21 protein-coding genes are annotated in these 23812 nt (G+C 71.3%); 12 read left to right on the top strand and 9 right to left on the bottom strand.

Translation table 11 applies throughout. From position 1 onward, the window contains the following. Positions 1-27 precede the first annotated feature (27 nt). Together cobT and OG580_RS09485 are read right to left on the bottom strand one after the other, a co-directional pair. Positions 28-1158, bottom strand: coding sequence for a nicotinate-nucleotide--dimethylbenzimidazole phosphoribosyltransferase (cobT, locus tag OG580_RS09490; protein ID WP_267043202.1), 1131 nt, complete (start codon positions 1156-1158; stop codon positions 28-30). Positions 1159-1204: 46 nt separating this feature from the next. Beyond that, positions 1205-2407: a bifunctional adenosylcobinamide kinase/adenosylcobinamide-phosphate guanylyltransferase gene (locus OG580_RS09485; RefSeq protein ID WP_267043201.1), complete on the bottom strand. Its 1203-nt coding sequence runs from the start codon at positions 2405-2407 to the stop codon at positions 1205-1207. Positions 2408-2498: 91 nt separating this feature from the next. Here OG580_RS09485 and OG580_RS09480 point away from each other — a divergent pair, with 91 nt between their 5' ends. Then, positions 2499-2705 carry a hypothetical protein gene (locus tag OG580_RS09480; protein ID WP_267043200.1) on the top strand — a complete coding sequence of 69 codons (207 nt, stop codon included), beginning with the start codon at positions 2499-2501 and terminating at the stop codon, positions 2703-2705. A gap of 77 nt (positions 2706-2782) precedes the next feature. On the opposite strand, the gene OG580_RS09475 is transcribed toward OG580_RS09480, so the two are convergent. The 3 genes from OG580_RS09475 to OG580_RS09465 form a co-directional block, all read right to left on the bottom strand. Continuing rightward, positions 2783-3850, bottom strand: a complete 1068-nt coding sequence (locus tag OG580_RS09475) for a S1C family serine protease (protein ID WP_267043199.1) — start codon at positions 3848-3850, stop codon at positions 2783-2785. A gap of 180 nt (positions 3851-4030) precedes the next feature. Further along, positions 4031-4807 carry a bifunctional 2-polyprenyl-6-hydroxyphenol methylase/3-demethylubiquinol 3-O-methyltransferase UbiG gene (locus OG580_RS09470; protein WP_267047947.1) on the bottom strand — a complete coding sequence of 259 codons (777 nt, stop codon included), beginning with the start codon at positions 4805-4807 and terminating at the stop codon, positions 4031-4033. A gap of 65 nt (positions 4808-4872) precedes the next feature. Further along, positions 4873-5478 (bottom strand): DUF3043 domain-containing protein, encoded by a 606-nt coding sequence (locus tag OG580_RS09465; protein WP_267043198.1) that lies wholly within the window; start codon positions 5476-5478, stop codon positions 4873-4875. Between the two features lie 273 nt (positions 5479-5751). Between OG580_RS09465 and OG580_RS09460 the strand changes: the two genes are divergently transcribed. The 5 genes from OG580_RS09460 to OG580_RS09440 all read left to right on the top strand — a co-directional run bounded on the left by OG580_RS09460 (position 5752) and on the right by OG580_RS09440 (position 12316). Next, a complete protein-coding gene (locus OG580_RS09460; protein ID WP_267043197.1) occupies positions 5752-6546 on the top strand; it encodes a PspA/IM30 family protein in 795 nt (264 codons plus the stop codon). Between the two features lie 30 nt (positions 6547-6576). Continuing rightward, entirely contained in the window at positions 6577-6855 is a 279-nt protein-coding gene (locus OG580_RS09455) for a hypothetical protein (RefSeq protein WP_267043196.1), read from the top strand. A 223-nt stretch (positions 6856-7078) separates the two neighbouring features. Further along, entirely contained in the window at positions 7079-8323 is a 1245-nt protein-coding gene (locus OG580_RS09450; protein WP_267043195.1) for a sensor histidine kinase, read from the top strand. Continuing rightward, positions 8320-9009 (top strand): response regulator transcription factor, encoded by a 690-nt coding sequence (locus tag OG580_RS09445; protein ID WP_267043194.1) that lies wholly within the window; start codon positions 8320-8322, stop codon positions 9007-9009. Before OG580_RS09450 ends, OG580_RS09445 begins: the two co-directional genes overlap by 4 nt. A gap of 178 nt (positions 9010-9187) precedes the next feature. Then, complete coding sequence (locus OG580_RS09440; protein WP_267043193.1) at positions 9188-12316, top strand: efflux RND transporter permease subunit; 3129 nt, start codon at positions 9188-9190, stop codon at positions 12314-12316. Between the two features lie 112 nt (positions 12317-12428). Here the strand turns inward: OG580_RS09440 and nadA are convergent, their stop codons facing one another. Beyond that, positions 12429-13610 (bottom strand): quinolinate synthase NadA, encoded by a 1182-nt coding sequence (nadA, locus tag OG580_RS09435; RefSeq protein WP_267043192.1) that lies wholly within the window; start codon positions 13608-13610, stop codon positions 12429-12431. Positions 13611-13838: 228 nt separating this feature from the next. On the opposite strand from nadA, the gene OG580_RS09430 reads away from it, so the two are divergent. Continuing rightward, entirely contained in the window at positions 13839-14195 is a 357-nt protein-coding gene (locus OG580_RS09430; protein ID WP_015033024.1) for an iron-sulfur cluster assembly accessory protein, read from the top strand. A 91-nt stretch (positions 14196-14286) separates the two neighbouring features. Here the strand turns inward: OG580_RS09430 and OG580_RS09425 are convergent, their stop codons facing one another. Both OG580_RS09425 and OG580_RS09420 read right to left on the bottom strand, forming a co-directional pair. Beyond that, the gene (locus OG580_RS09425) at positions 14287-15834 is read right to left on the bottom strand and encodes a hypothetical protein (protein ID WP_267043191.1); all 1548 of its coding nucleotides are present in this window, start codon (positions 15832-15834) and stop codon (positions 14287-14289) included. A 78-nt stretch (positions 15835-15912) separates the two neighbouring features. Continuing rightward, positions 15913-16119, bottom strand: a complete 207-nt coding sequence (locus OG580_RS09420; protein WP_267043190.1) for a hypothetical protein — start codon at positions 16117-16119, stop codon at positions 15913-15915. A gap of 129 nt (positions 16120-16248) precedes the next feature. On the opposite strand from OG580_RS09420, the gene OG580_RS09415 reads away from it, so the two are divergent. After that, positions 16249-17223, top strand: a complete 975-nt coding sequence (locus OG580_RS09415) for a carbohydrate kinase family protein (RefSeq protein WP_267043189.1) — start codon at positions 16249-16251, stop codon at positions 17221-17223. A gap of 32 nt (positions 17224-17255) precedes the next feature. Here the strand turns inward: OG580_RS09415 and OG580_RS09410 are convergent, their stop codons facing one another. Then, entirely contained in the window at positions 17256-18653 is a 1398-nt protein-coding gene (locus OG580_RS09410) for a cysteine desulfurase/sulfurtransferase TusA family protein (protein WP_267043188.1), read from the bottom strand. 537 nt (positions 18654-19190) lie between these two features. On the opposite strand from OG580_RS09410, the gene coxB reads away from it, so the two are divergent. The 4 genes from coxB (at position 19191) to OG580_RS09390 (ending at position 23666) form a co-directional block, all read left to right on the top strand. Then, positions 19191-20156: a cytochrome c oxidase subunit II gene (gene coxB, locus OG580_RS09405; protein WP_267043187.1), complete on the top strand. Its 966-nt coding sequence runs from the start codon at positions 19191-19193 to the stop codon at positions 20154-20156. Next, complete coding sequence (gene ctaD, locus OG580_RS09400; RefSeq protein ID WP_267043186.1) at positions 20153-21889, top strand: cytochrome c oxidase subunit I; 1737 nt, start codon at positions 20153-20155, stop codon at positions 21887-21889. Before coxB ends, ctaD begins: the two co-directional genes overlap by 4 nt. After that, positions 21886-22284 carry a cytochrome c oxidase subunit 4 gene (locus OG580_RS09395; protein ID WP_267043185.1) on the top strand — a complete coding sequence of 133 codons (399 nt, stop codon included), beginning with the start codon at positions 21886-21888 and terminating at the stop codon, positions 22282-22284. Before ctaD ends, OG580_RS09395 begins: the two co-directional genes overlap by 4 nt. Positions 22285-22406: 122 nt before the next feature. After that, entirely contained in the window at positions 22407-23666 is a 1260-nt protein-coding gene (locus tag OG580_RS09390) for an Ig-like domain-containing protein (protein ID WP_267043184.1), read from the top strand. Positions 23667-23812: the final 146 nt, after the last annotated feature.

Raw genomic sequence — 23812 nt, 5'->3', positions numbered from 1 at the left:
GAAGTCGACGATCCGTACCGCTCCCCGTCAGGCCTCCGGAGCGCCCTCGGCCGCCGGGGCGCTCTCGGCGTCCGGCGTGACCTCGGCGTCCGGCGTGCCCTGCGCGTCCGGAGCGGTCGGATCCGGACGTTCGGGCAGCTCCGCGGCGAAGGCCGCCGCGGCCTGGACGAGGGGAAGTGCGAGCAGTGCCCCGGTTCCCTCACCCACATGGACGCCGTGGTCGAGCAGAGGGTTGAGCGCCATCCGGTCCAGCGCCTTCGCCTGCGCCGGCTCCCCGCTCACCTGACCCGCCAGCCACCAGTCCGGCGCGCGGAACGCCGCCCGCTGCGCCACCAGCGCGCAGGCCGCCCCGACCACCCCGTCCAGGATCACCGGCATCCGCCGGACCGAGGCCTGCAGCAGGAAGCCGGTCATCGCCGCCAGGTCCGCGCCGCCGACCGCCGCGAGCAGCTCCAGCTGGTCGCCCAGGACCGGCCGGGCCCGCCGCAGCGAGTCCCGGACCGCCGCGCACTTGCGCATCCACGCGAGGTCGTCGATCCCGGCACCGCCCCGGCCCGTCACCACGGAGGCGTCCGTCCCGCACAGCGCCGCGATCAGCGTCGACGCCGGAGTCGTACCGCCCACGCTCAGATCGCCGAGCACCACCAGATCGGTGCCCGAGTCCGCCTCCTCGTCGGCGATCGCGATGCCGAGCCGGACCGCCGCCTCGGTCTCCTCGACCGTCAGCGCGTTCTCCACGTCGATCCGGCCGCTGCCGCGCCGCACCCGGTGGCGCACCACCTCGGCGGGCAGCAGCTCCGGCTCGCAGTCCAGACCGGCGTCCACGACCCGTACTGGCACGTTCATCGAGCGGGCCAGTACGGCGAGCGGGCTCGCCCCGTCCAGGACCGCGCGGACCAGCTCGTGCGTGGTGCCGGGCGCGCGGCCCGACACGTCGCGGGAGGCCACCCCGTGGTCGCCCGCGAAGAGCACGACCTTCGGCTGCTCGATCGCCCGCACCTTGACCGTCGCCTGCGCGGCCGACAGCCATTCACCCAGCTCGTCGAGGCGCCCGAGCGCTCCCGGCGGCACGACGAGCCGCTCGCGGCGCTCCTCGGCGTCGCGACGGATACCACCGTCGGCGCGCTCGATCAGATCGGAGAAGTCGTCCAGGTTCAAGGGTTCCGCCTTGTGACAATCAGCGAGGGCCATCGATGGGGGAACCCTACCCGCGCAGTACCAGCGCCTGACCGGCGACCACGAGGAGCACCTCCTCGCACTGGTCGGCCACGGCGGCGTTCAGCCGGCCCAGCTCGTCCCGGAAACGCCGCCCCGCCGCCGTACCCGGCACGACCCCCGAGCCGACCTCGTTGGTCACCGCGACGACCGTGCGGCGCGTGGCCCGTACCGCCGCGACCAGCTCCGCCGTCCGCTTCCGCAGCGCCGTCCGCCCGCCGTCCTCCCACCGCTCGTCGTCCCAGGCGCCCACCCGGTCCATGGCGTCCGTCAGCCACAGCGAAAGACAGTCGATGAGCAGCGCGGGCCCGTCCTCCGCGAGCAGCGGTACGAGGTCACAGGTCTCGGCGGTACGCCACGCACCCGGCCGCCGCTCCCGGTGCAGCCCCACCCGCTGCGCCCACTCCGGGTCGCCCTCCCGGGTCCCGCCCGTCGCCACGTACAGCACCTCGGGGAAGGTCTCCAGGCGCCGCTCGGCCTCCACCGACTTCCCCGACCGGGCCCCGCCGGTCACCAGCGTCCGCCGCGGCACGTCCGGCACCTCGTGGTACTCGCCCACGTACAGGGTCGTCCCGTCCGGCACCGCCCGCGCCCCCGCGGACGCGAGCTGCCGGTCCAGCGCCGGGCCCGTCGGCACGTCGTGGTCCAGGTGCACGGCGATCACCTCGGTCGCCGGGCCGACGGCCCCGGTCGCCCGCAGCCGCGCGAGCCCGTCCGGACGGCCCGTCACATCGGCGACGACCATGTCGTACGGCGTCCCGGGGTCCTCCGGCAGCCCCGCCGGAGCCCCGCCCGGCGGCAGGTAGAGCAGCCGCTCACCCTCCGGGGAGGTCACCTCGTACCCGGTGCCGGGGGAGTCCATCGGTACCGCCCGCACCCGGTGCCCGCTGATCAGCGTCAACTCCCGGCCGTCCGGCACCCGGCCCGCCGTCGGCAGCCCGGCCGGCACCTCCACGGCGGGCCCGTCGTGCGGATGCGTGAGCAGCACCTGCCGCACGCCCACGAGCGAATGGCCCGAACGGGCTGCCGCCAGCGCGGCCCCAGGGGTCAGATCGAGCAGCAGGGCCCCGTCCACGAGCAGCGCGGTGGCCGCCCGGGCCCGGGTACCGCGGGAGAGCGCGCAGACGGCGCAGGGGCAGTCGGGGCGGGGGAGCCCGAGGGGGGCGCCGGTGCCGAGCAGAGTCAGTTCCACCCTCAGATCCTCCCGCGCCACCGCGAGGCGTGCGCGCCCGGCTACGCTGCGGGCAGGAAACCGATCATCCGGTGAGCGCCAGGAGGCTTACATGGCATGGACGTGGCGGTTCGAGAAGTCCGACGGCTCGGAGGTCGAGCCGGTGGTGACCCCCGAGGAGTTCACCACCCAGGGCGACGCCGAAAGCTGGATCGGCGAGCACTGGCGTGACCTCCTGGGCGGTGGCGCGGACCAGGTGACGCTCTCGGAGGACGGCACCAAGATCTACGGCCCGATGCCGCTGGACGCGGAGGGCTAGACCGCCCGGCGACCACGGGATGCGGGAGCCACGGCCCCCGCATCCCCTGGTCCGTGGGGGAGTACCGGCCCGGCGGGTCACATCTCGCCGAGCGTGACCTCCGTCTTGCGGGTCTCGGTGCCCCGGACGTACGTGATCGTCACCGTGTCGCCCGGCTGATGCGAGGCCAGTGCCTCCGACAGCGAGGTGATCGTCGTGATGTCCGTGTCGTCGAGCCGTGTGATCACGTCACCCGGCTTCAGCCCGGCCTTCCCGGCAGCCCCGTCCGCGGGCGCCTCGACCACCGCGACGCCCGCCGGCTCGGAGTCGTCGTTCAGGACCGTACGGCCGGTGATGCCGAGCGCGGCCCGGCCCGAGTCCGTCACCTTGCCGTCCTTGACGATCTGGTCCGCGACCGTCCGCACCATGGACGCGGGGATCGCGAAGCCGATGCCGGGCGCCGAACCGCCGCCCATCTCCGGGTCCACCGCCGCGAGCGTCGGGATGCCGATGACCTCGCTGTCCAGGTTGACCAGCGCGCCCCCGCTGTTGCCCGGGTTGATCGCGGCCGACGTCTGGACCATGTTCCCGATGGTCGCGCCCGTGCCCCCGCCGGTCTGCCCCTCGCTGACCGTGCGACCGGTCGCCGAGACGATGCCCTGCGTCACGCTGCCGGAGAGCCCCAGCGGGGAGCCCATCGCGAGCACGATCTGCCCCATGTCGACGGCGGCCGAGTCGCCGAACTTCGCCGCCTTCAGCCCCTGCGGCACGGTGTCCAGCTTGATCACCGCCAGGTCCTGCTCCGGGTACGAGGCGACGAGCCGGGCCGTCACCGGCTGCCCGCCCGTCGCGGCCGTGACCCGGAAGGTCTTCTCCTCGCCGACGACGTGCGCGTTCGTGACGACGTGCCCCTTGTCGTCGTAGACGACCCCGGAGCCGAGGCTGCGCGCCGCGTCGATCTGCACGACCGACGGCAGGACGTCCTTGATGACGGCCTGGTAGTCGTCCTGGAGGTCGTTGGCGGCGCGGGGAGCCGCCGCCTGCGTGGAGCGCTCGGGCGCGGCCGCGTCGCCCGCGGCGGAACACCCGCAGACGAGCGCGACGGCACAGGCCCCGGCGGTCAGGGGCGGCAGGAGGCGTCGGGCGCGGGCACGGGATACGTCCATGTCCGGAGTATCGGCGCGGCCCCGGCACCCGGCCCGGTGAGCGCACCCGATCAGGTAGGGAGGCGACGGAACCTGATCAGGCGCGGGTGCGACGGTTCGGGCGTCGCGTGGACGGCGGGGAGAACGAGGTCGCGCGAACGGTGCGGGGAAGGGGAGGGAAACGGGTACGGCTTCCGCCGCTCAGCCCCGTACACCGCACAGGTGCAGCAGCGCGGCGATCCGACGGTACGGCTCCGAGCGGCCGGCCCGCTCCTCGGCGGCGAGCAGCCGGTCCAGCTCCTCGGCGGCCGGCAGGCCCGTCTCGGCCGGGACGCCGTCCGTGAAGACCCGCACCCCGTACCAGGCGTGCAGCGGCGCGGCGATCCCCGCGAGCGTCGACGTCAGCGCGTCGAGCCGGTCGGCCCGCACCTTCACGCCGTTGTCGTCCGTGTAGACATCGCTGTCGAAGCCCGCGAGGGCCCCGGACCAGTCGCCGGCGAGCCCCGGACGCATGGAGAGCGCCTCCGCGTTCCGTACGACGAGGGAGAGCAGGCCGCCGGGGGCCAGCATCCGGGCCAGACCCGCGAGCAGCGCGTCCGGCTCGTCCGCGTACATGAGAACGCCGTGGCAGAGGACCACGTCGAAGCTGCCCGGCAGGAAGTGGACGCCGGTCTCGCGGCCGTCGCCCTCGATCAGCCGGACCCGCTCGCGGATCCCGGCGGGCTCGGTCGCCAGCGACTCACGCGCCGCCTTCAGCAGGTCGGGATCGGCCTCGAGACCGGTCACCGTGTGCCCGGCGCGGGCCAGGCGCAGCGCCTGCGTGCCCTGCCCCATGCCGGCGTCGAGGATCCGCAGCCGCTGCCCCACGGGGTAGCGAGCGGATATCTGCTCGTCCACCTGGCGGGCGATGATCTCCTGCCGGATGGTGTCGCGCAGCCCGCCGTGCCCGGCGGGCCAGTGCGCGACGGCGGGCAGCACGGCGCCGCCCGTCGCCGAGGCGTCCACGCCGAAGACGTGCCCGCCGAAGCCCGAGCTTTCGGCGCTCAGGGCCGCTCTCCGCGCTTGACCTGCGGCTTCGGCAGCCGCAGTCGGCGCATCTGGAGCGTGCGCATCAGGCCGTAGGCGATGGCGCCACGCTTCGGCTCGTTCGGGAAGCGCTCGTTCAGCTGCTTGCGCAGCCGGATCCAGATGCCGATCGAGTCGATGACGATCAGGATGATCACACCGAGCCAGAGGAGCAGCGAGATGTTCTGCAGGGCGCGGTTGGCGTTCCCGAACAGCGACAGCACGAGGATCACCACGGCCATCGGCAGGAAGAACTCGGCGATCGCGAAGCGCGAGTCGACGAAGTCGCGCACGAACCTGCGCACCGGACCCTTGTCGCGGGCCGGCAGATAACGCTCGTCACCGCTCGCCAGCGCCTCGCGCTGCCGGGACAGGTCCGAGCGACGCGCCTCGCGCTGGCGCTTGGCGGCCTCCTTGCGGTCGGTCGGCACCGTCACGGCGCGCCGACGCTGGGTCTGCGCCTCACTCCGCTTCGGTGTCGGGCGGCCCTTGGGGGCCTCGGGGTCGCGGGGCTGCTTGGTGGAGAGGTCCGCCGTCACCTTGTCGGTGGGGGCCTTCTCGTCCTTCGAACGGCTACGGAACACAAAACCCAAGGGTACGGGGTGGTGGGCATGGACCCCAGCCCGGGCGGGAACGATCCGCTAACGGACTGCGTCTACGGCGGTACGTACGGAGGACGGGCAGGGGTCTCCCCGAGATCGATCTACACCCTGGGCGGGAGGAGAGATCACCCGCAGTCGTCCTTGGGGAGGAGCGCATCCCGCTCCGAACAGTGCGGTAATGGAGACAGGGCCCGTACTGTGGATCCTGTTGGAGAGCTGGAGCCGAAGTCCGTCAGAAGGGGGCGCGCGAAGCCCATGAGCGGTGTCATGAAGCGTATGGGGATGATCTTCCGCGCGAAGGCGAACAAGGCCCTTGACCGGGCCGAGGATCCGCGCGAGACGCTCGATTACTCCTACCAGAAGCAGCTGGAACTGCTGCAGAAGGTGCGGCGCGGCGTGGCCGACGTCGCCACCTCCCGCAAGCGGCTCGAACTCCAGCTGAACCAGCTGCAGGGCCAGTCCTCCAAGCTGGAGGACCAGGGCCGCAAGGCGCTGGCCCTCGGCCGCGAGGACCTGGCGCGCGAGGCGCTGTCCCGGCGGGCCGCGCTCCAGCAGCAGGTCAGCGACCTGGAGGTGCAGCACCAGACGCTGCAGGGCGAGGAGGAGAAGCTGACGCTCGCCGCGCAGCGCCTCCAGGCCAAGGTCGACGCCTTCCGCACGAAGAAGGAGACCATCAAGGCGACCTACACGGCGGCCCAGGCCCAGACCCGGATCGCCGAGTCCTTCTCCGGTATCTCGGAGGAGATGAGCGACGTCGGTCTGGCGATCCAGCGGGCCGAGGACAAGACCGCCCAGCTCCAGGCGCGCGCCGGCGCGATCGACGAGCTGCTCGCCTCGGGAGCCCTCGACGACCAGTCCGGGCTCGCGAAGGACGACATCCAGGCTGAACTGGACCGGCTCTCGGGCGGTACGGACGTCGAGCTGGAGCTCCAGCGGATGAAGGCCGAGCTGGCCGGAGGCCCGTCGGCGCAGCAGCAGGCGCTCGAAGGCGGCGGCGAGGCCGCCCCGCAGGACCGCAACCAGCAGTCCCACCCGCGCTTCGAGAAGTAGGCGAAAGCCAGGCGACAGACAGGACGCGTCATGATCGTACGGATCATGGGGGAGGGCCAGTGGAAGCTGGCCGACAGCCACTTCGTGGAGCTGAACAGGCTCGACGACGAGCTGCTCGAAGAGATGGAGTCGGGGGACACCGAGGGCTTCCGCAGGACGCTGGGAGCCTTGCTCGACGCCGTCCGGAGGCTCGGCGAGCCGCTTCCGGACGCCGCCCTGGAACCCTCGGAGCTGATCCTTCCGGCCCCGGACGCGAGTCTGGACGAGGTCCGGCAGATGCTCTCCGACGACGGCCTGATCCCGGGCTGACCTCGGCCTGATCCCGGCTGACCTCGGCCCGATCCCGGGCCGGCTCCGGACAGTCCTTCCGTACGCAAGGTCCCGCCGCCCCTCCGGGGGTGGCGGGACCTCGTGCTTCCCGTCTTCCCGTGCCGGACCCGCCATCGGTCCCGGCGACGTCGGCAGCCCGGCCCCCGTACGAGGGTCGCCCGCCCCGCCCCGTATCGCCGCCCGCCCCGTACCGTTGCTCGACGTGACCTCCACCGGCCCCGCCACCGGCACCTTCCCCGCCCGTCTCCGCGACTGGTTCCGCGCGCACCCGCTCGCCTTCGACGCGGTGATCGCGAGCGGCACGCTGGTCTGCATGATCGCCGGGTCCTTCACCGACCCGCACGGGAGCCGGGAGGGACCGACCTTCGGCGACCACGCGCCCGACCTGTGGAGCGTGCTGATCATGGTCGCCGGGGCCGCCGCGCTGGTACTGCGCCGCCGCAGACCCTTCGCGGTGCTCTGCTTCACGGTGACGATCTGCCTCGTCGAACTCGTCAACGACAACCGGCCCGCCCCCATCGCGATGAGCGCGGTCGTCGCGCTCTACACGGTCGCCTCCCGCACCGACCGCCCCACCACCTGGCGCGTCGGACTCGTCACGATGGCGATGCTCACCGCCGCCGCCATGATCTTCGGCCCCACGCACTGGTACGCGCAGGAGAACCTCGGCGTCTTCGCCTGGACCGGCATGGCCGCCGCCGCCGGGGACGCCGTCCGCAGCCGCCGGGCCTTCGTCGACGCCATACGCGAGCGCGCCGAGCGGGCCGAACGCACCCGTGAGGAGGAGGCGGGCCGCCGGGTCGCCGAGGAGCGGCTGCGGATCGCCCGCGACCTCCACGACGTCGTCGCCCACCACATCGCCCTGGTGAACGTCCAGGCCGGCGTCGCCGCCCACGTCATGGACAAGCGCCCCGACCAGGCCAAGGAGGCCCTCGCGCACGTCCGTGAGGCCAGCCGCTCCGCGCTCGACGAGCTCCGTGCCACCGTCGGCCTGCTGCGCCAGTCCGGCGATCCCGAGGCACCCACCGAGCCCGCCCCCGGCCTCGCCGTCCTCGACGGACTCCTCGACAGCTTCCGCAAGGCCGGCCTCCCCGTCACCCTGGCCCGCTGCGACGGCGACCAGCCCCGACCCCTGCCCGCGACCGTCGACCTCGCCGCGTACCGGATCGTGCAGGAGGCCCTCACCAACGTCCGCAAGCACGCGGGACCGGACGCCGAGGCGGAGGTGAGCGTCGTCAGGGTGGGCCGTACGGTCGAGATCACCGTCCTCGACAACGGCGCCCCGCAGACCGGGGCCCCCGCCGACTCCGGCGGCCACGGCCTGCTCGGCATGCGCGAGCGGGTCGGTGCGCTCGGCGGCACCCTGACCACCGCACCCCGCTACGGCGGCGGCTTCCGGGTGCAGGCGATACTTCCCGTGACGACCCGTACGGGGGAGGACGCATGACGATCCGAGTGCTGCTCGCCGACGACCAGGCCCTGCTCCGCAGCGCCTTCAAGGTCCTGGTCGACTCCGAACCCGACATGGAGGTCGTCGGCGAGGCCGCCGACGGCGCCCAGGCCGTCGCCCTGGCCCGCTCCGAGCGCCCGGACGTCGTCCTGATGGACATCCGGATGCCGGGCACGGACGGTCTCGCCGCGACCCGGACGATCACCGCCGACCCCGAGCTGTCCGCCGTACGGATCGTCATGCTGACCACCTTCGAGGTCGACGAGTACGTCGTGCAGTCGCTGCGCGCCGGGGCCTCCGGTTTCCTCGGCAAGGGCGCCGAACCGGAGGAGCTGCTCGGCGCGATCCGGATCGCCCACGCCGGCGAGGCGCTGCTCTCCCCGGCCGCCACGAAGGGGCTGATCGCCACCTTCCTCGCGCAGGGCGCCGGTTTCGACCCCGCGGGGGACGGCGACCGGGCCTACTCCGAGCGGCTCGCCGCGCTCACCGCACGCGAGCGCGAGGTCCTCGTCCTCGTCGGCGGCGGACTCTCCAACGACGAGATCGCCGAGCGGCTCGACGTCAGCCCGCTCACGGTGAAGACACATGTCAACCGGGCCATGGCCAAGCTCGGCGCCCGCGACAGGGCCCAGCTGGTGGTCACGGCGTACGAATCGGGACTGGTACGTCCGAGGGTGGAGTGATCCGGGGCTCCGGCGTACTCCAGACGCGGTATGCGCGGGATAAGGAAGTGAGCCCGGGGGGCGAGGATTTCCGGCCGCGGATGGCAGATCGTATAGGCGGGGGGCACCTCCGGCGGATCACGGCCGGGGTCTTGGCTGCTCCCGCCTGCCGACGAGTACGCCACAGAAGAGAGACCCCATGTCCTGGCTGTCGAGATTCAGCCTCGCGCAACGGGCCCTGATCGGGCTGATGTCCATCGTCGCGATCGTGTTCGGGGCGATCGCGATACCGCAGCTGAAGCAGCAGTTGTTCCCCTCGATCGAGCTGCCGATGGTCTCGATCCTCGCCCCGTACCAGGGCGCCTCTCCCGATGTGGTCGAGAAGCAGGTCGTCGAACCGCTGGAGAACAACCTCAAGGCCGTCGACGGTCTGAAGGGCGTCACCTCCACCGCCTCCGAGGGCATGGCCGTCGTCATGGCCTCCTTCGACTACGGCGACGAGTCGACGAAGCAGCTCGTCGCCGACGTCCAGCAGGCCGTGAACCGGGCCCGCGCCCAGCTGCCCGACGGCGTCGACCCGCAGGTCGTGGCCGGCTCGACGGACGACATGCCGACCGTCGTCCTCGCCGCCGCCTCGGACAAGGACCCGCAGGCCCTCGCCGACCTCCTGGAGCGGACCGTCGTGCCCGCCCTCGAAGGGATCGAGGGCGTCGGCCAGGTCTCCGTCAGCGGCGTCCAGGACCTCCAGATCTCCGTCGTCCCGGACGAGCGGAAGCTCGCCGCGGCCGGAATCGGCTCCATGAAGCTCGCCGAGGCCCTCCGTTCCGGCGGTGCCACGATCCCGGCGGGCTCCTTCTCGGAGGCCGGCAAGAGCCGCACGATCCAGGTCGGCGGCGGCTACACCTCCCTGAAGCAGATCGAGGACCTGCGCATCCCCTCGGCCATCCCCGGCAAGGGCAAGGCGGTCCGCCTCGGTGACGTCGCCACCGTCCGGCAGGAGGAGTCGCCGAGCGTCTCCCTCACCCGCACCAACGGCAAGCCCAGCCTCGCCGTCATGGCCACGATGGACAAGGACGGCAGCGCCGTCGCCATCTCCGACGCCGTCGAGGAGAAGCTGCCCGACCTGCGCCGCGACCTCGGCGCGGGCGCCGAGCTGACCGTCGTGTCGGACCAGGGCCCGGCCGTCGCCAAGGCCATCTCGGGCCTCACCACGGAGGGTGCGCTCGGTCTCGTCATGGCCGTCCTGGTGATCCTGGTCTTCCTGACCTCGATCCGCTCGACCCTGGTGACCGCGGTCTCCATCCCGCTCTCGGTCGTCCTGGCCCTGATCGTGCTGTGGACCCGCGACCTCTCGCTCAACATGCTCACCCTGGGCGCGCTCACCATCGCCATCGGCCGGGTCGTCGACGACTCGATCGTGGTCCTGGAGAACATCAAGCGTCACCTGGGCTACGGCGAGGAGCGTCAGACCGCGATCATCACCGCGGTCCGCGAGGTGGCCGGCGCGGTCACCTCCTCGACGCTCACCACCGTCGCCGTCTTCCTGCCGATCGGTCTGACCGGCGGCATGATCGGCGAGCTGTTCGGTTCGTTCTCGCTGACGGTCACGGCGGCCCTGCTCGCCTCGCTGCTCGTCTCCCTGACCGTGGTCCCCGTCCTCTCGTACTGGTTCCTCCGCGCCCCCAAGGGCACCTCCGAGGACCTGGAGGAGGCCCGCAGGCTCGCCGAGGAGAAGGAGGAGAAGAGCCGCCTCCAGCGCCTGTACGTGCCCGTCCTGCGGTTCGCGACCCGGCGCCGGATCATGAGCCTCGCCATCGCGCTCGTCGTCCTCGTCGTCACCTTCGGCATGGCCCCGCTCCTGAAGACGAACTTCTTCGACCAGGGCGAGCAGGAGGTGCTCAGCATCCGGCAGGAGCTGGCGCCCGGCACCAGCCTGAGCGCCTCCGACGAGGCCGCGAAGAAGATCGAGAAGGTCCTCGCGGAGACCGAGGGCGTCAAGGACTACCAGGTCACCGTCGGCTCCTCCGGCTTCATGGCGGCCTTCGGCGGCGGCACCGGCTCCAACCAGGCCTCGTACAAGATCAGCCTGGAGGACTCCGACGCGTACGAGAAGACCCGCGCGTCCATCGAGAAGGCGCTTGCCGGCCTCGACGGCATCGGCGACACCACCATCGCGGCCGGTGACGGCTTCGGCAGCCAGGACCTGAGCGTCGTCGTGAAGGCCGCCGACTCGGAGGTCCTCAAGAAGGCCTCCGAGCAGGTCCGTACGGCGATCGCCGGGATGAAGGACGTCACCGACGTCCAGAGCGACCTGTCGCAGTCCGTCCCGCGCATCTCCGTCACGGCCGACGCCAAGGCGGCCGACGCGGGCTTCGACTCCGGCTCGCTCGGCATGATCGTCGCCCAGGCCGTCCGGGGCACCCCGGCCGCCAAGGCGATCCTCGACGACAGCGAGCGGGACGTCCTCATCACCTCGGCGAAGCCGGCCACCACCCTCGCCGAGCTGAAGGCCCTGCCCCTCGGCCCGGTGAGGCTGGGCGACATCGCCACCGTCGAGCTGGTCCCCGGTCCGGTCTCCATGACCCGGATCGACGGGGCGCGCGCGGCGACGATCTCGGCCAAGCCGACCGGTGACAACACCGGCGCGGTGAGCGCCTCGCTCCAGTCGAAGATCGACGCGCTCGACCTGCCCGCGGGTGCCACCGCCACCATCGGCGGGGTCTCCGAGGACCAGAGCGAGGCCTTCACCAACCTGTTCCTGGCGATGCTCGCGGCCGTCGCGATCGTCTTCATGCTGCTCGTCGCGACCTTCCGGTCGCTGATCCAGCCGCTGATCCTGCTGGTCTCGATCCCGTTCGCGGCGACCGGCGCGATCGGTCTGCTCGTGGTCACGGACACCGCGATGGGCGTCCCGGCGATGATCGGCATGCTGATGCTCATCGGCATCGTCGTGACCAACGCGATCGTCCTGATCGACCTGATCAACCAGTACCGGGCCCAGGGCCTGGGTGTCGTCGAAGCGGTGATCGAGGGCGGCCGGCACCGGCTCCGCCCGATCCTGATGACCGCCCTGGCGACGATCTTCGCCCTGCTGCCGATGGCTCTCGGTGTCACCGGCGAGGGCGGCTTCATCGCCCAGCCGCTCGCCGTGGTGGTGATCGGCGGTCTGATCACCTCGACGCTGCTGACGCTTCTCCTCGTCCCGACGCTCTACGCGATGGTCGAGCTCCGCAAGGAGCGCCGCGCGAACAAGAAGGCGGCGAAGAAGACGGCGAAGGCCGGCGACGTGACGGTCCCGCCGCAGGCGAAGGAGCCGGCCGCGGTCTGACCGGCCCGACCCGTACGGCCTGAGGACACGAGGAACCGTACGGCCTGAGGACACGAGGAAGGGGCGCTCCGCGATCGCGCGGGGCGCCCCTTCTCCCGTATCCGAGGAACCGTTACGGCAGCGCCAGCATCCGCTCCAGGGCGAGCTTGGCGAAGCTCTCCGTCTCCTCGTCGACCCGGATCTGGTTGACGAGGTTGCCCTCGGCCAGGGACTCCAGGGTCCACACCAGGTGCGGCAGGTCGATGCGGTTCATGGTCGAGCAGAAGCAGACCGTCTTGTCGAGGAAGACGATCTCCTTGTCCGGGTGCGCGTTGGCCACGCGCCGGACCAGGTTCAGCTCGGTGCCGATGGCCCACTTCGAGCCGGCCGGGGCCGCGTCCAGGGTGTTGATGATGTACTCGGTCGAGCCCACGTAGTCCGCGGCGGCGACGACCTCGTGCTTGCACTCCGGGTGGACCAGCACGTTCACGCCCGGGATGCGCTCCCGGACGTCGTTGACCGAGTCCAGCGAGAAACGGCCGTGCACCGAGCAGTGCCCCCGCCACAGGATCATCTTGGCGGCGCGCAGCTCCTCGACGGTGAGCCCGCCGTTGGGCTTGTGCGGGTTGTAGAGCACGCAGTCGTCCAGGGACATGCCCATGTCGCGGACGGCGGTGTTGCGGCCCAGGTGCTGGTCCGGCAGGAACAACACCTTCTCCCCCTGCTCGAAGGCCCAGTCCAGCGCGCGCTTCGCGTTCGACGAGGTGCAGATCGTGCCCCCGTGCTTGCCGGTGAAGGCCTTGATGTCGGCCGAGGAGTTCATGTACGAGACGGGCACGACCTGCTCGGCGACGCCGGCCTCGGTCAGCACGTCCCAGCACTCGGCGACCTGCTCGGCGGTGGCCATGTCGGCCATCGAGCAGCCGGCCGCCAGGTCCGGCAGGACGACCTTCTGGTCGTCGGTGGTGAGGATGTCGGCCGACTCCGCCATGAAGTGCACACCGCAGAAGACGATGTACTCCGCCTCGGGCTTGGCGGCGGCGTCGCGCGCGAGCTTGAACGAGTCGCCGGTGACGTCGGCGAACTGGATGACCTCGTCACGCTGGTAGTGGTGGCCGAGCACGAAGACCTTGTCCCCGAGCTTCTCCTTGGCGGCGCGGGCACGCTCCACGAGGTCCGGGTCGGAGGGCGACGGCAGATCGCCGGGACACTCCACGCCGCGCTCGCTCTTCGGGTCGGCCTCGCGGCCGAGCAGGAGCAGAGCGAGCGGCGTCGGCTGAACATCCAGGGGCTGGGCGGTGGTCACGTCACGCACCCTTTCTTCGGAGAAACCTTTTCGTCGAAATGACGTTATCTATCATAACTGCTTCACGTCACGTTGACGATGTCCATAGTGTCGATGTGACGAATTCGCCGTCCGCGCTCGCGGGCAGGGTGTGCGAGCATGAAGAGAGGAAGACCTCACGCGGCCCGGAATGAATCCGGGGCACCGGCGGTTACCACTGTCGGCAAGCAGTCTCCGTACACACCGGGAGAGAAGCAGATGTCCGTATCGGACGAGAAGACCACTGTCAGCGACGGCATCCTCCTGTCCGACGCCGCCGCGGCCAAGGTCAAGGCCCTCCTCGACCAGGAAGGCCGCGAGGACCTGGCCCTGCGCGTCGCCGTTCAGCCCGGTGGCTGCTCCGGCCTGCGTTACCAGCTGTTCTTCGACGAGCGTTCGCTCGACGGCGATGTCGTGAAGGACTTCGATGGCGTCAAGGTCGTCACCGACCGCATGAGCGCCCCGTACCTCGGGGGTGCCTCGATCGACTTCGTGGACACCATCGAGAAGCAGGGCTTCACGATCGACAACCCGAACGCCACGGGCTCCTGCGCCTGCGGCGACTCGTTCAGCTAGGTCGCAGCACCGCACGAACGTGAGGGCGGCGGTCCGGGATTCCCCGGGCCGCCGCCCTCACGCGTGTGCCGCCGTGTACGACCCGACGGGGTCAGCGGCGCGGTACGGCCTCCCCGCTCGCCCCGTCGACCACGGGCCGGTCGCCCAGCGGCCGGTCGAGCGTCACCGACTTCCTCACCTCGACCGCGATGGCGATGCACGCCCGGTCCGGATCGATGGGCGTCTCCTTCACCCGCACCGTGACCCGGTCCGCGCTCTCCTGCGCGGACACCGTGTACTCGCTGCACACCCCGCCCCAGAAGGTGACGGTCAGCTTCCGGCCGTCCCCCTCGGTCCGGAACGACTCGATCTGCCGCGGCACGGACGTGCCCTCGTCGGACGAGGGCGGCGGCGTCGGCGCCGGCGACGGCTCCACCGGCGGCGCCAGGAACTCCGGGGCCACCGCCGTCTGCGTCACCGTGTACGGCGCCGCGTCCGCGGGGTCCGCCGTGAACAGCCACGCCGGTACGAGCAGCCGCTCCCCGGCCACGTCCTGCGCGGCCAGACCGAAGACCGCGCGCGTCACCGGCACCTGGTCCGGCGGCGCCATGTCCACGATCGTCTGGCAGGGCGCGCCCGGTGTACTCGCCCCGGTCTTCCGCTCGCCCAGGTCGGGCGTCCCGACGTCCGGCTGCCCGGTGTCCGGCTTCCCGGCCTCCGGCACCCCGGCCGGCGGGTCGGTGGCGCAGCCGCCGATGCCGATCGGACCCGTGCCCTTCGAGGCCTCGTTCAGCTCGGCGAGCGCCTTCTCCGCCCCGATCGCCGGGTACGTGTCGCCCTTCACCGGATCCTTGAGCATCCCGCTCCCGGCGACCGGCTTGCCGTCCGGCCCGATGTGGAGCCCCGTCGACCAGCCGTAGGTCGGCAGTCCGCCGACGACGGGCTCGGCGTTGACCACCCGTACCGAGCCGTCCATCACCTGGGTCGCCGACACCTTGGCGTCGTCCTGCCCGATCGCCTTCAGGACGGGCGCGGCCGCCGCCTTCGCCGCCGCCTCGCTCACCGGCGAACCGCCGCGTGAGGGCTTCGCCTCGCCCGGCGGGGGGCACGCCTTGCCCTTGAGACAGCTGTCGCCCACCGGGCCGCCGTCGTACCAGGAGTACGTCCAGTTCCCCGGCGCCTTCCGCGCCACGTCGAGGCGCGGACCGGAGCCGTCCTTCTCGGGCCGGATCGTCCAGACCTCACCCACCAGGGCCGGGCTGCCGGAGACGCCCAGCGCTTCGGCCAGCCTGGTCACCTCCGCGGAGGTGACCAGGCCCTCGGGCCGGTGGACCGCGGCCGAGGAGGGCCCTTGGGGGAGTGGGCCCTTGGTCGTGTAGACGGTCCCGTTCGGACCGCCGCCCGGGTCGGGCTCGCCGGGGGCGATACCGGGACCGTCGCCCGTACCACCGCCGCCCTCCGTACCCGGACTCCCTTCCTCCAGGCTCAGCAGCGGCGGCGCGGCCGCGTCGGCCGCCCGGCTGCCGGCCGGGACGGCCTCGCCGGGCGCCGTCGCGGCGACGGCGAGGTAGACCCCGCCGCCCCCGGCGAGCAGGACACCCGCCGCCACCGAGGCGGTGAGCAGCCTCCGCCGCCTCTGGCCGTTCTCCGTAACGCTCACCGCATCGCTCCTTCGGACCCTGACATCCCTGTGGAAGCCACCGATGGGACGGAGCGGACGGGCGGACGGTTCCCTCCGTCAGCCGCCGTACTCGGCGGTGGCGTCGATCAGCCGCGCCGAGGCGGCCGGTACGACGACCCCGTGGATCAGCGCGGGGGAGACCGGGGCGGGGGAGGGAGGGGCCGGGGTCACCCAGTGCGGGACCATCCGCGCGCTGTCGCCGCGCAGCTGCGCGAGGCTCAGCTCGGACTCGTGACGCTCACCGGGAGCGGGGTACATGGTCATGGGCGCACCGTATGCATCCGGGTGCCCCGGGGAAAAGGCCTACTCTGGGGTAGTTTCCCCTGTTCGGCAGCGCGCCCCTCACCCGGTAGCGTGAACTGTCATTACCGCCTTCCCGCAGGAGCGCCCTCCGTGCGTATCGCAGTCACCGGCTCCATCGCCACCGACCACCTCATGACCTTCCCCGGCCGGTTCGCCGACCAGCTCGTGGCCGACCAGCTCCACACGGTGTCCCTCTCGTTCCTTGTCGACAACCTGGACGTGCGCCGGGGAGGCGTCGCGGCCAACATCTGCTTCGGCATGGGCCAGCTCGGCAGCCGCCCCTTCCTCGTGGGCGCCGCCGGCTTCGACTTCGACGAGTACCGCGCCTGGCTCGACCGGCACGGCGTCGACACCTCCTCGGTACGGATCTCCGAGGTCCTGCACACCGCGCGCTTCGTCTGCACCACGGACAAGGACCACAACCAGATCGGCTCCTTCTACACGGGCGCCATGAGCGAGGCCCGGCTGATCGAGCTCAAGGCCGTCGCCGACCGCGTGGGCGGCCTCGACCTGGTCCTGATCGGCGCCGACGACCCCGAGGCGATGCTCCGGCACACCGAGGAGTGCCGCTCCCGGTCCATCCCGTTCGCCGCCGACTTCTCGCAGCAGATCGCGCGCATGGACGGCGAGGAGATCCGCACCCTCCTCGACGGCGCCACCTACCTCTTCTCCAACGAGTACGAGAAGGGCCTCATCGAGTCCAAGACGGGCTGGACCGAGGCGGAGATCCTCTCCCGCGTCGGCCACCGGATCACCACGCTCGGCTCGCGCGGCGTACGCATCGAGCGCGTCGGCGAGACCCCGATCGAGGTCGGCTGCCCCGAGGAGACGGCGAAGGTCGACCCGACCGGCGTCGGTGACGCCTTCCGCGCCGGTTTCCTGACCGGTCTGGCCTGGGGCGTCGGCCTGGAGCGCGCCGCCCAGGTCGGCTGCATGCTCGCCACCCTGGTCATCGAGACCCTGGGCACGCAGGAGTACACCCTGCGCCGCGCCAACTTCATGGACCGCTTCACCAAGGCGTACGGCGACGAGGCCGCCGCCGAGGTCCAGTCCCACCTGGCCTGACACCCCCGGGGTGAGGTGCGGCGGGTGGGCCCTCAGGCCACCCGCCGCACCACGTACGCGACGCCGCCCCGCGCGGACGGCTCCTCGCCCACGTACTCCTGGCCGCGCATCTCGCACCAGGCCGGGATGTCGAGGCGGGCCGCCGCGTCGTCGGCGAGGACGGTCACCGTCCCGCCGACCGGCACGTCGCCGATCACCTTCGCCAGCTCGATCACCGGGACCGGGCAGCGCCGGCCGAGCGCGTCCACCACGAGCGAGCCGGGACCGGCCGCCGGGACCGCGGCCGAGGCCGCCGGCGCGCCGAGCCGCTCGCGTACCCCCGCGACCACTTCCGGCAGCACGTCGAGGAACCGGTCCACGTCCTCCGCCGCCGTGCCGGCCGGCAGGGACACCCGGACGTTCCCCTCGCTCAGCACCCCCATCGCACGCAGCACATGGCTGGGCGTCAGCGTCGAACTCGTACACGACGAACCGGACGAAACGGAGAAACCCTCCCGGTCCAGCTCGTGCAACAACGTCTCTCCGTCGACATAGAGACAGGAGAACGTGACCAGATGGGGGAGCCGGTCCACCGGGTCACCCACCACCTCCACGTCCGGCACCAGCTCCGGCACCCGCGCCCGGATCAGGTCCACCAGGGCCCGCAGCCGCGCCGCCTCGGCCGCCGCCTCCGCCCGGACCGCCCGCAGCGAGGCCGCTGCCGCCACGATCGCCGGCAGGTTCTCGAAGCCGGGCGCCCGCCCCGACTCCCTTTCGTCCGAAGGGCCTTGGGGAGCGAACCGCACCCCCTTCCGGACGGCGAGCAGCCCCACGCCCGCCGGCCCGCCCCACTTGTGCGCGCTCGCCGCGAGCAGCGACCAGCCGGCCTCCACCGGTCCCCAGCCCAGCGACTGGGCCGCGTCCACGAGCAGCGGCACGCCCGCCGCCCGGCAGGCCTCGGCGACCGCCGCCACCGGCTGCGCGGTCCCCACCTCGTGGTTGGCCGACTGGAGACACGCCAGCGCCGTCCCGGAGTCCCCGGAGCCGAGTGCCGCCGCGAAGACGGCCGGGTCCACCGCGCCGGACCGGCCCACCGGCACCTCGGTGACGACGCCGCCCGCCGCCGCGTGCTGCTCGGCCGCGTGCAGGACGGAGGAGTGCTCGACCGCCGACACGACGAGCCCGTTCCCGGCACGCCGACGGCCCGCGAGGGCTCCGGAGATCCCCGCGTGAACCGCGCGCGTCCCCGAAGGAGTGAACACGAGCTCGTCCGGGCGACACCCCACCGTGTCCGCCGCGGCCTCCCGCGCCGCGTCGAGCAGCAGCCGGGCCCGCCGCCCCTCCCGGTACAGCCGGGCCGGATCGGCCCAGCCCTCGTCCAGGGAGGCGAGCAGCGCCTGGCGGGCGACGGGGTGCAGGGGAGCGGCGGACGCGGCGTCGAAATACGGCATCCGCCCACGGTAGGTCCTCCCCCCACGCCCCGACCGGCACCCCCGCCCCACCGGCCCGCCGGTCGGGCCCCGGCCGCCGCGCGCCTTGCCCCGCCCGGCCTGCGGCCCGAAGCCGCCGGCGCGAGCCCCGCCCCTCTCCGGGTGCGCCCCGCCCCTCCCCGCGTACGTCCCACCCTCCCCGCGTACGTTCCACCCCTCCCTTCCCGCGCCCCCGCCCCCGCCCGTCCGACACGCCCGACGCGCCCGGCCCGCACACCCGTCCGCTTCTCGTGAGTCCTCGTCAGAAGTGCGCTCCGGTACGCCGCCAGACCGCCGAACGGCCGCCTGGGACCCCCCTCCGGAACCCCGGAGTCCACCCCTTCGGGGACTCGGACGGCGCGTTGGGCACCCTCCCCGCGCGACCCCAAATAGCGTCCAGTAGGGTTTGGTCCGCATAAACATCCAAACCCCTGCCCGCGGCACGGGGCGGCGACCGACCAGCGAGACGGACGGCCGTGGCCGACCAAGCGCGGGCCGAGACTCTCGGGAAGGCGCTACGTGAGTCCCAACGGCTCCGACCGCTCGTCGCGGCGCCCGATGCGGCGGAAGCTGCCGCAGGTGCTGACTGCGGGCCTGATCCTGGCGACAGCCACCGGCTGCTCGTACAACTGGGAAGACTTCCCCCGCCTTGGTATGCCCACTCCGGTTACGGAAGAGGCACCCACGATCCTCTCCCTCTGGCAGGGCTCGTGGGCGGCTGCGCTCGTCACGGGCGTCCTGGTCTGGGGGCTGATCCTGTGGTCCGTCTTCTTCCACCGGCGCAGCCGTACCAAGGTCGAGGTACCCCCGCAGACGCGGTACAACATGCCCATCGAGGCGCTGTACACGGTGACGCCACTCATCATCGTGTCGGTCCTCTTCTACTTCACCGCGCGCGACGAGTCGAAGCTCCTGTCGCTCGCCGACAAGCCCGCCCACACCATCAACGTGGTCGGCTACCAGTGGAGCTGGGGCTTCAACTACGTCGAGAACGTGCCGGGTGTGACGGGTGACGCCAAGACGGCCCCGAACCTCGCCGCCATCCCGGACAAGTTCCAGGACGACTTCCCGGCGAACGCCGGCGGCGTCTACGACGCCGGTATCCCCGGTGACCGGAACCCCCAGACCGGCAACCCGGGTCCGACCCTGTGGCTGCCGAAGGGCGAGAAGGTCCGGTTCGTCCTGACCTCGCGTGACGTCATCCACTCCTTCTGGGTGGTCCCCTTCCTCATGAAGCAGGACGTCATCCCGGGTCATACCAACTCCTTCGAGGTGACCCCGACGCAGGAAGGCACCTTCCTCGGCAAGTGCGCCGAACTGTGCGGCGTCGACCACTCCCGGATGCTCTTCAACGTCAAGGTGGTCTCTCCGGAGCGCTACCAGCAGCACCTGAAGGAGCTGGCCGAGAAGGGGCAGACCGGCTACATCCCGTCTGGCATCGAGCAGACGGACCCGGCCAGGAATGCGGAGAAGAACCAACTGTGAGCATCCACAACGAAACCCAGGGTGCCGCCGCAGCTGAGGACTCGTACGAGAACGAGCTGCCCGTACGGCGCAAGCAGCCCGGCAACGTCGTGATCAAGTGGCTGACCACCACCGACCACAAGACGATCGGGACGATGTACCTGGTCACGTCGTTCGCGTTCTTCTGCGTCGGCGGCCTGATGGCGCTCTTCATGCGCGCCGAGCTGGCCCGTCCGGGTACGCAGATCATGTCGAACGAGCAGTTCAACCAGGCGTTCACGATGCACGGCACGATCATGCTGCTGATGTTCGCGACGCCGCTGTTCGCCGGATTCGCGAACTGGATCATGCCGCTGCAGATCGGCGCGCCCGACGTGGCGTTCCCGCGGCTGAACATGTTCGCGTACTGGCTGTACCTCTTCGGCTCGATCATGGCGGTCGCCGGCTTCCTCACCCCGCAGGGTGCCGCCGACTTCGGCTGGTTCGCCTACTCCCCGCTGTCGGACGCCGTCCGCTCGCCGGGTGTCGGCGCCGACCTGTGGATCATGGGTCTGGCCTTCTCCGGCTTCGGCACGATCCTCGGTTCGGTCAACTTCATCACCACGATCATCTGCATGCGCGCTCCGGGCATGACGATGTTCCGCATGCCGATCTTCGTCTGGAACGTGCTGCTGACCGGTGTCCTGGTCCTGCTCGCCTTCCCGGTCCTGGCGGCTGCGCTGTTCGCCCTGGAGGCGGACCGCAAGTTCGGCTCGCACATCTTCGACGCGGCCAACGGTGGAGCGCTGCTGTGGCAGCACCTCTTCTGGTTCTTCGGCCACCCCGAGGTGTACATCATCGCGCTGCCGTTCTTCGGCATCGTCTCCGAGATCATCCCGGTCTTCAGCCGTAAGCCGATGTTCGGCTACATCGGTCTGGTGGCCGCGACGATCGCGATCGCCGGCCTGTCCGTGACCGTGTGGGCGCACCACATGTACGTCACAGGCGGCGTGCTCCTGCCGTTCTTCTCCTTCATGACGTTCCTCATCGCCGTACCGACAGGCGTGAAGTTCTTCAACTGGATCGGAACGATGTGGAAGGGCTCGTTGTCGTTCGAGACACCGATGCTCTGGACGATCGGCTTCCTGATCACCTTCACCTTCGGTGGTCTGACCGGCGTCATCCTGGCCTCGCCGCCGATGGACTTCCACGTCTCCGACTCGTACTTCGTCGTCGCGCACTTCCACTACGTCGTCTTCGGCACCGTGGTCTTCGCGATGTTCGCCGGGTTCCACTTCTGGTGGCCGAAGTTCACCGGCAAGATGCTGGACGAGCGCCTCGGCAAGATCACGTTCTGGACGCTGTTCATCGGCTTCCACGGCACCTTCCTGGTGCAGCACTGGCTCGGTGCCGAGGGCATGCCGCGTCGTTACGCGGACTACCTCGACGCCGACGGCTTCACCGCGCTGAACACGATCTCGACGATCTCCTCCTTCCTGCTCGGTCTGTCGATCCTGCCGTTCATGTACAACGTCTGGAAGACCGCCAAGTACGGCAAGAAGATCGAGGTCGACGACCCGTGGGGCTACGGCCGTTCGCTCGAATGGGCGACGTCCTGCCCGCCGCCGCGGCACAACTTCCTCACCCTGCCGCGGATCCGTTCCGAATCCCCGGCGTTCGATCTGCACCACCCTGAGATCGCGGCTGTCGACCAGCTCGAGAACAAGGGCCACGCCGTCGAGGCCCTCGCGGGCAGCAAGGAGGCCGGCAAGTGAAGATCCAAGGCAAGATGTTCATCTGGCTGAGCGTCTTCATCCTTGCCATGGCGATCCTTTACGGCGTCTGGTCCAAGGAGCCGGTCGGTACGACGGCGCTCTTCCTGGCCTTCGGCCTGTCCATCATGATCGGCTACTACCTGGCCTTCACGGCCAAGCGTGTCGACGCGATGGCGCAGGACGACAAGGAAGCCGACGTCGCGGACGAGGCCGGTGAAGTGGGCTTCTTCGCCCCGCACAGCTGGCAGCCGCTGTCGCTGGCCGTCGGCGGTGCGCTCGCCTTCCTCGCCGTCGCGATGGGCTGGTGGATCCTGTACTTCTCGTTCCCGCTGCTCCTGGTCGGCCTCTTCGGCTGGGTCTTCGAGTTCTACCGCGGCGAGAACCAGAACCAGTAGCGGTACCCCGCTCCGTACCGGAGCACACCGAGGGGCCCGGACACTTCGTCACCGAAGTGTCCGGGCCCCTCGTTTGCAGCACTCGACGCGCCCACGCCGGGGATTGTTCTTACGGTGATGTCATGAACGACACGCCGCGCATTCGGACTGTTCTGAGCTGCACTCTTCTGGCCGTCACCGTCACCGCAGCCGCCACGGCGTGCGCGGGTTCCGACGGCCATCCGCTGTCGGTGAAGCCCTATGACGCGGCGGACCAGCTCGCCATCAGCGCGGCGGTCGGCGGCGCGAAGGCGGACCCCGAGAAGCCCCTGGAGATCTCCGCCAAGGGCGAGGGCGGTCGGATCACCGACGTCACCGTCACCGACGCGGCCGACCGCCATCTGGCGGGCGAACTCACCGCGGACGGGCAGCGCTGGCGCTCCACGGCCGCTCTGGCGGCGGGCACCCGCTACACGGTCCGGGTGGCCACCGAGGACGAGGACGGGGCTCCAGGCGCCCGTACGTACACGTTCGAGACGGCTCCGGCCAAGCGGGCCCTGACCGTCGCCTTCGGGCCGGAGGCGGGCACCTACGGCGTCGGACAGCCGATCACCGCGGACCTCGCCCTCCCCGTCAAGGACCGGGCGGCCCGTGCCGTCGTCGAGCGGGCCCTCAAGGTCCGCTCCACACCCGCCGTGCAGGGCTCCTGGTACTGGGTGGACGACAAGAAGCTGCACTTCCGCCCGAAGGAGTACTGGCCCGCCGGCGCGCTCGTCACGGCCACCGCCAACCTGGACGGCCTCAAGGTGGGCGACAAGCTCTACGGCGGCGCGTCCAAGCCGCTGAAGCTCTCCATCGGCGACCGCGTCGAGGCTGTCGCGGACGCCGGGTCGCACTACATGACCGTGCGGCGCAACGGAGAAGTGATCAACACCATTCCGGTGACCACCGGCAAGCCCGGCTTCTCCACCCGCAACGGCATCAAGGTCGTGCTCGGCAAGGAGTACTACGTCCGGATGCGCGGCACCAGCGTCGGCATAGCCGAGGGCAGTGCCGAGTCGTACGACCTGCCGGTCTACTACGCCACTCGGGTGACATGGAGCGGTGAATACGTCCACGCCGCGCCGTGGTCCGTCGGCTCGCAGGGCGTGGCGAACGTCAGCCACGGCTGTGTCGGCATGTCGACCGGGAACGCGGCCTGGTTCTACAAGACCGTCCGCCCCGGCGACATCGTCAGGACCGTCAACAGCCGTGGCGACACGATGGACACCTTCGGCAACGGCTTCGGCGACTGGAACATGCCGTGGGAGAAGTGGCGCAAGGGCAGCGCCCTGGTGGAGGCGTCGGGGGACCCGACCGCCACCGAGGACGCCAAGGCCCGCCTCCGGCCGCTCTCTTTCTAGGGCTCGGTTCTCCCCCTGGCTTCGCCGGGGGGACCCCCACGGGGCGCTCAAGCCGGGCTCACAGTCCCGACCGTGCTCGACCCTCCCCCTGCCTTCGGCGGGGGGACCCCCAGTTCCTCACGGGCCTCCGCGCGCTCGGGACTGTT

This window comes from Streptomyces sp. NBC_00094 (assembly GCF_026343125.1).
In the GTDB taxonomy this organism is placed as follows: domain Bacteria; phylum Actinomycetota; class Actinomycetes; order Streptomycetales; family Streptomycetaceae; genus Streptomyces.
Note: the sequence above shows the minus strand (reverse complement) of the source record. Positions and strands in the feature narration are given on the sequence as shown.